Raw genomic sequence first — 12,508 nt, 5'->3', positions numbered from 1 at the left:
CCTGCAATGGACCACACACACCACACCACACACCCCCCGCACCCCACCCTCCCCCCCCAACGCCCCACCCCCTTCCACCTCCCCACCTGGGCCACCACCCCCCGCCCCCCCACCCCCCCGGGCATCTACCGCCCCCACTACACCCCCAAGCCCCCCACCGACCCGGAGACCACGGCCCTCGCGGCCGGCCCGCTTCTCCTTCGTGCCGTTCTGAATCTCCTGGTCGCCTGGTTCGCCTTCATCTACGGCGTGCAACTGGCGATCCAGCTCCTCGCGGTGTTCGGGCTGACGTTCACCGAGACGTCGACGGCCGTTCCCGCCGTGTTGACGCTCAACGTCCTCGTCGGCGCTGCAGTGATCAAGATTTTCGGTCGTATGGGCATGTGGCTCGAGGTGTGGCGCCGCTGGGTGACACCTCTCCTGACTCGGACCGTCACGCAGGGCGAGCCCGATCCGGCGCTCGCCGACAGCGCGACCGCGGTGGATCCGTGGAAGGACTTGCGGGGGATGCCCGAGGTGGTCGGGCGGTTGCAGGGGGAGGCGGTGGGGGACGTGGACTTCGTCCGGATCCACCAGGCGTGGCGGTCGGTGGCGGGGGACGCGGCGTTGGCGGCGGAGTTCGTGCGGCAGGTGGCGGCCCGGGGGGCGGCGGCGTGTGCGCATCCTTCGGAGGCGCGCGACCTGCCGGGCCGCCGGGGGACGCACGACCTGTTGACCGGTCAGGTGCGGCTGGGTACGGCGGAGGACGTGGTGAAGAACCCGGCCGCGCACCGGGGGGCGGGTTTCGCGTTGGATCCGGGGACGCTGGGGACGTCGCTGCTGGCGGTGGGGCCGGCGGGGACGGGGAAGACGGCGGGGCTGGCGCGGCCGGTGGCGGAGGCGTTGTGCCTGCAGGCGCTGGCGGGTGCGGCGTGCGCGGTGGTGGTGGGGGCGGAGGAGGCGGATCTCGGGCCGGACGCCTGGTACGACGTGGTGATCGCGCCGGCCGACCCGGCGGCCCCGTACGGCCTGGACCTGTTCGGGGCGGCGCCGAGCGCGGACGAGGCGGCGGCCCGCCTCGCGGACGCGCTGCTGCCGGACGAGCTGGCGTCCCGCGCGGAGAGCGCGCGGACGGCGATGCAGCAGGTGGTGGGGCCGTTCCTGGCGGGGTGCGGCCGGTATCCGGGGGTGCGGGAGCTGCGCGGGCTGCTGGCGGGCGAGCCGGAGGGCTGGGCGGCGTTGGTGGAGGCGTTGCGGGCGGCGGGCCGGGCGGCGGAGTTCGAGGCGGACGTGCAGCAGCGGGTGCGGCAGCACGGCCGGGCGGACGATCCGGGGGCGTTGCTGGCGGACCGGCTGGCGTTGCTGGACCGGCCGGCGCTGGCGGCGGGGTTCTCGGGCGGGCCGCAGGCGAAGCCGGCGTTCGCGATGCGGGTGCTGGAGCATCCGCTGCGGGTGCGGGTGAAGCTGCCGGAGCGCAGCCATCCGGAGGCGGCGCGGATCCTGTCGCGGCTGCTGCTGGGGCAGTTCGTGCAGGCGGCGACGGCGCGGGCGGACCGGACGCTGTTCGCGGGGCTGGTGCTGGACGACGCGAGCGCGGCGGTGGATCCGCAGACGGTGCGGGGTCTGCAGCGGCTGCGCGGGGCGAACGCGGGCGCGGTGCTGGTGCTGCGCACGCTGGCGGACCTGCCGGAGGCGTTGCGGGCGCCGCTGTTCGGGGCGGTGGGGTGCCGGATGGCGTTCCCGGGGATCGCGCCGTGGGACGGGAAGCTGTTCTCGGAGGCCTGGGGGACGCACCTGGTGAAGGAGACCGCGGTGACGCACACCCCGGACACCTCGGGCGGCCTGCTGCGCCGGACCGGCCGGATGGTGCGCAAGCTGCTGTCGGGGACGACGGCGCAGACCCGTTCGGTCACCACCCGGGAGGTGGAGCGGCACCGCTGGTCGCCGTCGGAGCTGGCGCACGCGCTGCCGACCGGGCACGCGGTGGTGTCGCTGACCTCGGTGGCCGGCGAGCAGGTCCCGCCGCTGCTGGTGGACCTCCGGGCCTGACCGGAGCCCGGGCCCGAGCGAAACCCGGGCCCGAGCGGAGCCCGGGCCCGAGCGAAACCCGGACCCGAGCGGAGCTCAGGCCCGGGCGGCCAAGTGCAGGACGATCCGGCGCACCGGCCGCCGGTCCGACCGGCGGAAGCTACGGACCGGCGGATTCCGGCACTCCAGCTTGTCCGAGGCGTACATAATGGTGCTAGATCCCTCACTCGCCCGGCCGCAACGGCGCGGACCAGGTCGTACCACCGAAGGTGCCATGCCCCCCACACTCGCCTCCGTCGTCCGCAACTCCGCGCTGCATCTGACGGTCCTCGCCGGCGCGGACCATCTGGAGCGGCCGGTCCGCTGGGTGCACACCAGTGAGCTGGACGATCCCACGCCCTTCCTGGAGGGCGGTGAGCTGCTGCTCACCACCGGCATCAAGCTCGGCAAGAGCGCCACCCGTCTGCAGGAGTACGTGCACCGCCTGGCCGACGCCGGGGTGGTGGGCCTGGGTCTGGGCGTCGGCCTGTCGCACACCGAGGTGCCGCAGGCGCTGGTGGACGCGGCGGCGCAGCGCGGCCTGCCGCTGCTGCGGGTGCCGGAGGCGACGCCGTTCATCGCGATCTCCAAGACGGTCTCCGCCGCGCTGGCCGCCGAGCAGTACGAGGCGGTCACCACCAGCTTCGAGGCGCAGGAGGAGCTGACCCGGGCCGCGCTCGGCAAGGACGGCACCACCGCGGTGGTCCGCCGGCTTGCGGCCCGGCTGGGCGGTTGGGCGGCGCTGTACGACGGGTCGGGCGCGTTGTCCGCGGTGGCGCCGGACTGGGCGGCCCGGCGGGCCGGCCGGCTGGCCGCCGAGGTGGACCGGCTGCGCCGTCGTCCCGCCCCGTCGAGCGCCGCGCTGCAGGGCCGCTCCGGGACGATCGACACCGCCGACGAGGACTACGTGGTGGTCCAGTCGCTGGGCGCGGACCGCCGTCCGCGCGGCTTCCTCGCGGTCGGCACCGAGGACCGGATCACCCCGACCGAGCGGTACGTGCTGAACGCGGCGGTCGCCCTGCTGACGCTGACCCTGGAGCGGTCGCGGGAGCTGCGGCAGGCCGAGGAGCGGATGGGCGCGGCGCTGCTGCGGATGGTGCTGGCCGGTGAGGTCGCCACCGCCCGGCAGGTCGCGGCGGGGCTGTTCGGCGGGCTGCCGGAGGGCACGGTCCGGGTGCTGGTCGCCGCGGCCGGTCCGGGGCCGGAGGCCGCGGAGGCGCTCGGCGAGCTCGGCGAGCGGGCCGAGCAGGCGGGCGGCAAGGTCGGCGAGCGGCTGCTGGTGGCCCGGGAGGACGGCGCGCACGGCCCCCGGCTGATGGTGCTGGCGCCGGACAACGGCGCGGCGCACCGGGCCTGCCTCGGCGCGGTGGAGGAACAGGAGGGGTTGTCGCTGGGCGTCTCGGCCGCGGCCGCGCTGGAGGACGCGGGCACCGCGTACGCGCAGGCCGAGCGGGCGCTGGCGGTGGCGCAGCGCGGCGGCCGCCGGGCGGTCGACCACGAGGAGGTCGGCGCGGGTTCGCTGCTGCCGCTGCTGGGCGAGGAGGCGGTGACCGCGTTCGCGGAGGGCCTGCTGAGACCGCTGCGCGAGCACGACCGGACCGCCCGCGGCGACCTGGTCGCCTCGCTGCGGGCCTGGCTGTCCCGGCACGGGCAGTGGGACGCGGCCGCCGCCGACCTCGGCGTGCACCGCCACACCCTGCGGTACCGGATGAAGCGCGTCGAGGAACTGCTCGGCCGGTCGCTGGACGACACCGACGTCCGGATGGAGCTCTGGCTGGCGCTGCGCGCCGGGGAGGACTGAGCCGGCACGGGCGGGGGACCGGCCATCGCGTCCTAAAGGCCGGGCCCTTCGCTCCGCTGCGTCCAATCCGCTCCGTGCCGGATCGCCCCTACCGTGGGCGGGGTAACCCACACACGACGAGGGAAGGGCCGGTGCGACCGTGACCACCACCCATGAGTTCTGGCTGGCCGGCCGTCGGGCGAGCGGCGACGCGGAGTTCGAGGTCCGCCACCCGCACGACGGCAGCCTGGTGGCCAGGGTCAGCGTGCCGACCGACGCGCAGGTGGAGGAGGCCGTCGCGGCCGCCGCCGCCGCGGTGCCGGTGTTCGCCGCGACCCCCGCGCACGTGCGTGCCGCCGCCCTGGACCACGTCTCCAAGCGGCTGGCCGAGCGCACCGAGGAGATCGCCCGCCTGATCACCGCCGAGAACGGCAAGCCGATCAAGTGGGCCCGCGGCGAGGTCGGCCGGGCCGTCTCGGTGTTCCGCTGGGCGGCCGAGGAGGCCCGGCGGACCAACGGCGAGACCATGCGCCTGGACACCGACCCGGGCGGCACGGGCCGCTTCGCGGTGGTGCGCCGCTTCCCGCGCGGTGTGGTGCTGGGCATCGCGCCGTTCAACTTCCCGCTGAACCTGGTCGCCCACAAGGTCGCCCCGGCGATCGCGGTCGGCGCCCCGATCATCCTCAAGCCCGCCCCGGCCACCCCGGTGTCCGCCCTGGTCCTGGGCGAGATCCTGGCCGAGACGGACCTGCCGGCCGGCTCCTGGAGCGTGCTGCCGGTCGAGAACGAGAAGATGCCGGCCCTGGTGCAGGACGAGCGCCTGCCGGTGATCTCCTTCACCGGTTCGGACAAGGTCGGCTACCAGATCATGGACTCGGTGCCGCGCAAGCACGTCACCCTGGAGCTCGGCGGCAACGCCGCGGCCGTGGTGCTCGCCGACTGGAGCTCCGAGGCGGACCTGGAGTGGGCGGCCACCCGGATCGCCACCTTCGCCAACTACCAGGCCGGCCAGTCCTGCATCTCGGTGCAGCGGGTGATCGCCGACGCGAGCGTGTACGACGCGCTGGTGGAGAAGGTGGTCGCCAAGGTGCAGGCGCAGGTCACCGGTGACCCGTCCGACGACGCCACCGACGTCGGCCCGCTGGTGGACGAGAACGCCGCCAAGCGCGTCGAGGCCTGGGTGGAGGACGCGGTCGCCAAGGGCGCCGTGGTGCTCACCGGCGGCAAGCGCGACGGCGCCGCGTACGAGCCGACGGTCCTCGCCGACCTGCCCTCCGACGCGATCCTGGCCACCGCCGAGGTGTTCGGCCCGGTGCTGTCGCTGCACAGGGTGGCCTCCACCGACGAGGCCTTCGCCGAGGTCAACAACTCGGCCTTCGGCCTGCAGGCCGGCGTGTTCACGCACGACGTGCAGGTCGCCTTCCGCGCCCACCGCGAGCTGGAGGTCGGCGGCGTGGTGATCGGCGACGCCCCGTCGTACCGCGCCGACCAGATGCCGTACGGCGGCGTGAAGGACTCCGGTGTGGGCCGCGAGGGCGTGAAGTACGCGATGGACGACTTCACCTTCGAGAAGGTCCTGGTGCTCACCGGCCTGGACCTCTGAGCCACCTGTTGACGCCCCGTCACCGGCTTCCGGTGGCGGGGCATCGCCGTGGATCGACACCTTCCCGGCCCGGGCGTAGTCCGGAGACAGAGGAAGGGAGGTCCGTCATGCTGGGCGACCTCATCGCAGAGGAACGGGGACAGGTCACCGGTCAGCGGGTGGTCCCGGGGGACCACGGCCTGTCGCCGACGGTGGAGACCTCGTTCACGGGCAGCGGCACGCTGCTCGGCGTCACGGTCAACGACCTCGGCAGCTACTCCGCGCGGATGCGGGCGGACGGCACCCTGAAGGGCGACGCCCAGGGCGTGCTGATGAGCCCGAGCGGCGCGCACGCCACCTGGCGGGGCCACGGCGTCGGGACGTCCACCGACAGCGGCGGGACCAGCTTCCGCGGCGCGATCGTGTACGAGAGCGACTCGCCCGAGTTCGCGGACCTGCGCGGTGTCGCGGGAGTGTTCGAGTTCGAGGTCGGCGCGGACGGGAAGGCGCACGGAAAGCTCTGGGCCTGGAAGTAGCCGCCCCGCAGGGCACGACACAATGGGGGCATGAACTCGCTCGCCCACCCGCAGCTGCGCTTCACCCCGACCGTCCGCGACCCCGAGGGCCCGCGCGAACTGGTCGTCCTCGGTTCGACCGGCTCGATCGGCACCCAGGCGATCGACGTGGTGCTGCGCAACCCGGACCGCTTCGCCGTGGTCGCCCTGTCCGCCGCGGGCGGGCGGGTCGAGCTGCTCGCCGAGCAGGCCGTCGCACTCGGCGTGCACACGGTCGCGGTCGCCGACGAGGCCGCCGTGCCGGCGCTGCGCGCGGCGTTGGAGGCCAGGGCCCGGGGCGGCGCGCTGCCGCGGATCCTCGCCGGTCCGGACGCCGCCACCGAGGTCGCCGCGCTGGAGTGCCACTCGGTGCTCAACGGCATCACCGGCTCGATCGGCCTGCGCCCGACCCTGGCGGCGCTGGAGGCCGGCCGGGTCCTGGTGCTGGCCAACAAGGAGTCGCTGATCGTCGGCGGCCCGCTGGTGAAGGCGCTGGCCGCGCCGGGGCAGATCGTCCCGGTGGACTCCGAGCACACCGCGATCTTCCAGGCGCTGGCCGGCGGCAGCCGGGCCGAGGTCCGCAAGCTGGTGGTCACCGCCAGCGGCGGCCCGTTTCGCGGCCGCAGCCGCGAGGAGCTGGCCAAGGTCACCCCGCAGGACGCGCTGGCCCACCCGACCTGGGCGATGGGCCCGGTCATCACGATCAACTCGGCCACCCTGGTCAACAAGGGCCTGGAGGTGATCGAGGCGCACCTGCTGTACGACGTGCCGTTCGACCGGATCGAGGTCGTGGTCCATCCGCAGTCGGTCGTGCACTCGATGGTGGAGTTCACGGACGGCTCCACGCTGGCCCAGGCCAGCCCGCCGGACATGCGGATGCCGATCTCGCTCGGCATCGGCTGGCCGGACCGGGTCGCCGACTCCGCCCCGGCCTGCGACTGGACCAAGGCCGCGACCTGGGAGTTCTTCCCGCTCGACAACGAGGCCTTCCCGGCGGTCGAACTGGCTCGCGAGGTGGGTACGCTCGGCGGGACGGCTCCGGCCGTCTTCAACGCCGCCAACGAGGAGTGCGTGGCCGCCTTCCTCGAAGGCAGGCTCGCTTTCACCGGGATCGTGGACACTGTGGCGAAGGTGGTCGCCGAACACGGCGCCCCCGCCGCGGGAACCACGCTCACGGTCGAGGACGTGCTCCACGCGGAGGACTGGGCCCGGGCACGGGCCCGGGAGCTGGCGGCGGGCTAGGACCACAGGGACCGAGGGACGGTGGAGGGCGCGTGGACGTGCTGATGACGGTGCTGGGCATCCTGATCTTCGTGGTCGGGCTGCTGTTCTCGATCGCCTGGCACGAGCTCGGCCACCTCTCCACCGCCAAGATGTTCGGCATCCGCGTCCCGCAGTACATGGTCGGCTTCGGCCGGACCGTCTGGTCGCGCAGGAAGGGCGAGACCGAGTACGGGCTGAAGATGATCCCGCTCGGCGGCTACATCCGGATGATCGGGATGTTCCCGCCCGGCGCGGACGGCCGGATCACGCAGCGCTCCAGCTCGCCCTGGCGGCAGATGATCGAGGACGCCCGGGAGGCGTCCTACGAGGAGATCAGGCCCGGCGACGAGGACCGGATGTTCTACACCCGGAAGCCGTGGAAGCGCGTCATCGTGATGTTCGCCGGCCCGTTCATGAACCTGATCCTCTCGGTGGTGCTGTTCTTCGGGCTGTTCATGGGCATCGGCGTGCAGCAGCAGGTGCCGGTGGTCTCCTCGGTCAGCGCGTGCGTGGTGAAGGCGGGCGAGCCGGTCGACAACTGCCCGGCGGGCGCCCCGAAGTCCCCGGCGGCCGCCGCCGACCTGCAGAACGGCGACCGGTTCGTCAGCTTCGACGGCCACCCGGTGGGCGACTACCGCGCGCTGCAGGCCCTGATCCGCGAGTCGGCCGGGAAGACCGTGCCGGTGGTGGTCGAGCGCAACGGGCAGCAGGTGACCCTGACCCCGACCATCGCGGTCAACACCCTCGCCGCCGTCGACCGGGACGGCCGCCCGATCAAGGGCCGGACCGTGGAGGCGGGTTTCCTCGGCTTCACCCCCGCGGTCGCGGTGCACCACATGGGCGTCGGCGAGAGCGCCGAGGAGATGGTCACCATGGCCGAGCACGGCGTCTCCTCGCTGGTCGACCTGCCCGGCAAGGTCCCCGGCCTGTGGAACGCCACGGTGGGCGATGCCCCGCGCGCCGACGACTCCCCGATCGGCATGGTCGGCGCGGCCCGGATCAGCGGCGAGATCTTCGCCATGGACCTCCCCGCCACCCAGCAGCTGAGCATGTTCGTCAACGTCCTGGCGTACATCAACCTGGCGCTGTTCCTGTTCAACATGCTGCCGCTGCTCCCGCTGGACGGCGGCCACATCGCCGGCGCGCTGTGGGAGTCGATCCGCCGGCACACCGCCCGCGTGCTGCGGCGTCCGGACCCGGGCCCGTTCGACGTGGCCCGGCTGATGCCGCTGGCGTACGTGGTGGCGGCGGTCTTCATCTGCTTCACCGCCCTGGTGATGGCCGCCGACATCGTCAACCCGGTGCGCATCAACTGACGCCGCCCGGCCCGGCCGAATGTGCCCGGGGGCCCGGGCGTGGCGTACCGTTGGGCCGGGTGCGCCTTCCACGGCGCACCCGGCCCGGCCAGAGCACCCGGCCGGCTCACCGACCTCACTCAGGGGAACCCTGCGCACATGTCCGCGATCTCGCTCGGTATTCCGTCCCTGCCGCTCAAGCCGCTCGCCAAGCGCCGCTACTCGCGTCAGATCATGGTCGGCAACGTCCCGGTCGGCGGAGACGCCCCGGTCTCGGTGCAGTCGATGACCACCACGCTGACCTCCGACGTCAACGCCACCCTCCAGCAGATCGCGGAGCTGACCGCCTCCGGCTGCCAGATCGTCCGGGTCGCGGTGCCCTCGCAGGACGACGCCGACGCGCTGCCGATCATCGCGAAGAAGTCGCAGATCCCGGTGATCGCCGACATCCACTTCCAGCCGAAGTACGTCTTCGCCGCGATCGACGCCGGCTGCGCCGCGGTCCGGGTCAACCCGGGCAACATCAAGCAGTTCGACGACAAGGTCGGCGAGATCGCCAAGGCGGCCAAGGACGCGGGCGTCCCGATCCGGATCGGCGTCAACGCCGGCTCGCTCGACAAGCGCCTGCTGGAGAAGTACGGCCGGGCCACCCCCGAGGCGCTGGTGGAGTCCGCGCTGTGGGAGTGCTCGCTGTTCGAGGAGCACGACTTCCGCGACATCAAGATCTCGGTCAAGCACAACGACCCGGTCGTGATGATCAACGCCTACCGCCAGCTGGCCGCCGCCTGCGACTACCCGCTGCACCTGGGCGTCACCGAGGCCGGTCCGGCCTTCCAGGGCACCATCAAGTCCGCGGTCGCCTTCGGCGCGCTGCTGGCCGAGGGCATCGGCGACACCATCCGGGTCTCGCTCTCCGCGCCGCCGGCGGAGGAGATCAAGGTCGGCAACCAGATCCTGGAGTCGCTCGGCCTGCGCCAGCGCGGCCTGGAAATCGTCTCCTGCCCGTCCTGCGGCCGCGCCCAGGTCGACGTCTACAAGCTCGCCGAGGAGGTCACCGCCGGCCTGGAGGGCATGGAGGTGCCGCTGCGGGTCGCCGTCATGGGCTGCGTCGTCAACGGCCCGGGCGAGGCCCGCGAGGCCGACCTCGGCGTCGCCTCCGGCAACGGCAAGGGCCAGATCTTCGTCAAGGGCGAGGTGATCAAGACCGTGCCCGAGTCGAAGATCGTCGAGACCCTGATCGAGGAGGCCCTGAAGCTGGCCGAGCAGATGCAGGAGGAGGGCGTCGAGTCCGGCGCCCCGGTCGTGGTCGCCGCCGAGTGACCGGCTGAGTCGTCGGGCGGGGCCGTCCGTCCACGGACGGCCCCGCAGTCTTGCCAGCAGCCGAATGGGGAGTAGGGTCCTGCGGCAGGAGTAACCCAGAGAGGTACGCCCGTGCTCGACCGAGGTGTGATGCTCCCCGGCCCCTTCCAGGTAGCCCGGGCCCTGTCCGCGACCCGGATCCTGGACGCCCCGGATCTCGACGACGCGCTGGAGATCCTCCACCGCGACCCGGTCGCCAACGCCTTCGTGGCCACCCGGGTGGAGGCCGTCGGCCTCGATCCCTGGCGGCTCGGCGGTGAGATGTGGGGCTGGCACGACCAGGACGGGCGCCTGGAGTCGCTCTGCTACGCGGGCGCCAACCTGGTCCCGGTCAACGCCGGACCGGAGGCCGTCCGGGCCTTCGCCGAGCGGGCCCGCCGGCAGGGCCGCCGCTGCTCCTCGATCGTCGGCCCGGCCGGGGCCACCGCGGCCCTGTGGGCGCTGCTGGAGCGCAGCTGGGGCCCGGCCCGCGAGGTCCGCGCCCACCAGCCGCTGATGGCCACCGACCGGCCCTCCGCCGAGATCGCGCCCGACCCGCTGGTGCGCCGGGTGCGGCGGCACGAGATCGAGGCCCTGATGCCGGCCTGCGTGGCGATGTTCACCGAGGAGGTCGGGGTCTCCCCGCTGGCCGGCGACGGCGGCCTGCTCTACCAGGCCCGGGTCGCCGAGCTGGTCTCCAGCGGCCGCTCCTTCGCCCGCTTCGACGAGGACGGCCGGGTGGTCTTCAAGGCCGAGATCGGCGCGGTCACCGCCGGGGCCTGCCAGATCCAGGGCGTCTGGGTGGCTCCCGAGCACCGCGGCCTCGGCCACTCCGAGACCGGGATGGCCGCCGTGCTGGCGACCGCGCTGGCCGAGGTCGCCCCCGTGGTGTCGCTGTACGTCAACGACTACAACGTGCGGGCCCGCGCCGCGTACCGCCGGGTCGGCTTCCGCGAGGTCGGCGCCTTCATGAGCGTGCTGTTCTGACCCGGGTCCGATCCGGCGTGCGGGATCAGTGCGGGGCGCGCAGCGGCAGCGTGGCGCCCATCACCGCGTACGGGCGCAGCGTGTTGGGGAAGCGGACGGCGCGGGCCAGGTCCTGGTAGCCGAGCGCCCGGTAGAGCCGCCGGGCCGGGGTCTCCGCGTCGATCGCGGACAGGATCGAGCGGGGCTTGCCGGAGCGCTCGCACAGCGTGCGGATCAGCGAACTGCCCACCCCGCGGCCCTGGTACTCGGGCAGCACGTGCAGCTCGGTGACGGCGAAGACCTCGTCCAGCCAGTGGTCGTTGCCCTGGGCGGCCAGGTACGGCTCGATCACCGTGCTCCACCAGTGCTCGCGCCGGTTGGGCATGCCGTAGCCGAAGCCCACCAGCCTGCCGTCGGCCATCGCGCCCAGCGCGATCACGCCCGGCTGGAGCGCGTGCCGGCCCACGATCGGCAGCCGCACCGCCACCTCGTCCGGCAGCAGCCCGAAGGCGACCGCCTGCACCTCCAGCACGGCCGGCGCCCAGGCCGCCAGGTCGATGGATTCGATCGTCACCTCGGTGAGCTGCTCCATGACCGGGACGTTACTACTCCGCCGCCCCCGGAGACGATCACTCTCGCGGTACCCGTCCCGCACGACCACGAACGACCGCCGTGGGGGCGGAGAACCGGGCGGACCGCCGCTCACAGCCAGCCGGTGAACTCCAGGCAGAGCTCGGCGGTGGCGCGGTCGCCCGCGGCGAGGGCGGCCAGGCCCGCGTCGGCGCCGCGGAACAGCGCCCAGCCGCGGACCCGGTCCGGGTCGAGGTCGACCGCGTCGGCGAGCTGGGTGATCCGGCGGCGGGTGGCGCCGCGCGGGCCGGGGGAGCCGGCCAGGGTGTCCAGCCGGTCCCGGACCAGCCGGGCCAGGTCGTAGGCGCGCTCGCCCACCAGCGGACGGGGACTGACGGCCAGCCAGGGGGAGCGGTCGGCGGCCAGGACCTTGCCGTGGTGGAAGTCGCCGTGCAGCAGGTGCTGCTCGGTCGCGCCGGCGAGCAGTGCCCCGGCGGTCTCCAGCGCCTCGTCGATCAGCGGCGCGGCCTCCGGGGCCAGGTCGCGGCGGGCGCGCAGCAGTTCCGCGCGTTCGGCGACCCGGTCGGCGAGCGGTGTGAACGGGTGGCTCGCGCCGGGCTCCACCCAGAGCCGCTGGAGCAGCCCGGCGGCTTCCAGCATGGCCTTGGCCTCGGCCAGGGAGCGCAGCGGGATGTCACCGTGCAGCCGCTCCAGCAGCAGGATCCCGGCGGCGGGGTCGGCGTCCAGCAGCAGGACGGCGCCCCGGCCGGCCCACTGCCGCAGCGCGGCGTGCTCCTGGTCGGAGCCGGCCGGCGTGGCCTTGAGCACGGCGGGCGCCAGATCGTCCTCGCGGTGTACGTAGCCGATCAGGCTGGAGCGGCCGCCGGGTTCGGCGATCCGCTCCAGGACCAGGCCCCAGCGGCCGAGGTGCTCGGCGAACCGGCCGGGCAGCTCCGCCAGCAGGGCCGGCGCCGCCTCGCCCTGCTCGGCCCGGACCGTCCCGGCCAGCCGTTCGGGGATGGTGATCTGCCCAGGTTGTGCCGGCATGCTGGCCTCTCGCTCGGTCCGTCCCCTGGGGGGTGGCTGCCCGCTCATTGTCGGCCATCGGGGCGCG

The 12,508-nt window shown here is 74.0% G+C and carries 10 protein-coding genes; 8 read left to right on the top strand and 2 right to left on the bottom strand.

All coding sequences use genetic code 11. From position 1 onward, the window contains the following. Positions 1-6: 6 nt before the first annotated feature. The 8 genes from ABEB06_RS13670 (at position 7) to ABEB06_RS13635 (ending at position 10,845) form a co-directional block, all read left to right on the top strand. Positions 7-2,028, top strand: coding sequence for a type IV secretory system conjugative DNA transfer family protein (locus tag ABEB06_RS13670; protein WP_345697132.1), 2,022 nt, complete (start codon positions 7-9; stop codon positions 2,026-2,028). Positions 2,029-2,281: 253 nt separating this feature from the next. Beyond that, positions 2,282-3,847, top strand: a complete 1,566-nt coding sequence (locus ABEB06_RS13665; RefSeq protein WP_345697131.1) for a PucR family transcriptional regulator — start codon at positions 2,282-2,284, stop codon at positions 3,845-3,847. Positions 3,848-3,986: 139 nt separating this feature from the next. Continuing rightward, positions 3,987-5,429: an aldehyde dehydrogenase family protein gene (locus tag ABEB06_RS13660; RefSeq protein WP_345697130.1), complete on the top strand. Its 1,443-nt coding sequence runs from the start codon at positions 3,987-3,989 to the stop codon at positions 5,427-5,429. A 107-nt stretch (positions 5,430-5,536) separates the two neighbouring features. Continuing rightward, positions 5,537-5,944, top strand: coding sequence for a hypothetical protein (locus ABEB06_RS13655; protein WP_345697129.1), 408 nt, complete (start codon positions 5,537-5,539; stop codon positions 5,942-5,944). A gap of 30 nt (positions 5,945-5,974) precedes the next feature. Continuing rightward, positions 5,975-7,204 (top strand): 1-deoxy-D-xylulose-5-phosphate reductoisomerase, encoded by a 1,230-nt coding sequence (gene dxr / locus ABEB06_RS13650; RefSeq protein ID WP_345697128.1) that lies wholly within the window; start codon positions 5,975-5,977, stop codon positions 7,202-7,204. A 32-nt stretch (positions 7,205-7,236) separates the two neighbouring features. Then, complete coding sequence (locus ABEB06_RS13645; protein ID WP_345697127.1) at positions 7,237-8,541, top strand: M50 family metallopeptidase; 1,305 nt, start codon at positions 7,237-7,239, stop codon at positions 8,539-8,541. 138 nt (positions 8,542-8,679) lie between these two features. Beyond that, a complete protein-coding gene (gene ispG / locus ABEB06_RS13640) occupies positions 8,680-9,840 on the top strand; it encodes a flavodoxin-dependent (E)-4-hydroxy-3-methylbut-2-enyl-diphosphate synthase (protein ID WP_345697126.1) in 1,161 nt (386 codons plus the stop codon). Between the two features lie 129 nt (positions 9,841-9,969). Beyond that, a complete protein-coding gene (locus ABEB06_RS13635) occupies positions 9,970-10,845 on the top strand; it encodes a GNAT family N-acetyltransferase (protein WP_345701836.1) in 876 nt (291 codons plus the stop codon). A gap of 25 nt (positions 10,846-10,870) precedes the next feature. Here ABEB06_RS13635 and ABEB06_RS13630 read toward each other — a convergent pair whose 3' ends face one another. Both ABEB06_RS13630 and ABEB06_RS13625 read right to left on the bottom strand, forming a co-directional pair. Then, on the bottom strand, positions 10,871-11,416 hold the full coding sequence (locus tag ABEB06_RS13630) for a GNAT family N-acetyltransferase (RefSeq protein WP_345697125.1): 546 nt from the start codon (positions 11,414-11,416) through the stop codon (positions 10,871-10,873). A 110-nt stretch (positions 11,417-11,526) separates the two neighbouring features. Beyond that, positions 11,527-12,441: an aminoglycoside phosphotransferase family protein gene (locus ABEB06_RS13625; RefSeq protein ID WP_345697124.1), complete on the bottom strand. Its 915-nt coding sequence runs from the start codon at positions 12,439-12,441 to the stop codon at positions 11,527-11,529. Positions 12,442-12,508: the final 67 nt, after the last annotated feature.

It is taken from the genome of Kitasatospora terrestris, assembly GCF_039542905.1.
GTDB classification, from domain to species: domain Bacteria; phylum Actinomycetota; class Actinomycetes; order Streptomycetales; family Streptomycetaceae; genus Kitasatospora; species Kitasatospora terrestris.
This window is presented reverse-complemented; position numbering and strand designations above follow the sequence as displayed.

What these genes read in the sequence shown, in the direction of transcription:
- ABEB06_RS13670 (WP_345697132.1), top strand. Translation starts at nt 7, where the DNA reads ATGGACCACACACACCACACCACACACCCCCCGCACCCCACCCTCCCC.
- ABEB06_RS13665 (WP_345697131.1), top strand. Translation starts at nt 2,282, where the DNA reads ATGCCCCCCACACTCGCCTCCGTCGTCCGCAACTCCGCGCTGCATCTG.
- ABEB06_RS13655 (WP_345697129.1), top strand. Translation starts at nt 5,537, where the DNA reads ATGCTGGGCGACCTCATCGCAGAGGAACGGGGACAGGTCACCGGTCAG.
- dxr (WP_345697128.1), top strand. Translation starts at nt 5,975, where the DNA reads ATGAACTCGCTCGCCCACCCGCAGCTGCGCTTCACCCCGACCGTCCGC.
- ispG (WP_345697126.1), top strand. Translation starts at nt 8,680, where the DNA reads ATGTCCGCGATCTCGCTCGGTATTCCGTCCCTGCCGCTCAAGCCGCTC.
- ABEB06_RS13635 (WP_345701836.1), top strand. Translation starts at nt 9,970, where the DNA reads ATGCTCCCCGGCCCCTTCCAGGTAGCCCGGGCCCTGTCCGCGACCCGG.
- ABEB06_RS13630 (WP_345697125.1), bottom strand. Translation starts at nt 11,416, where the DNA reads ATGGAGCAGCTCACCGAGGTGACGATCGAATCCATCGACCTGGCGGCC.
- ABEB06_RS13625 (WP_345697124.1), bottom strand. Translation starts at nt 12,441, where the DNA reads ATGCCGGCACAACCTGGGCAGATCACCATCCCCGAACGGCTGGCCGGG.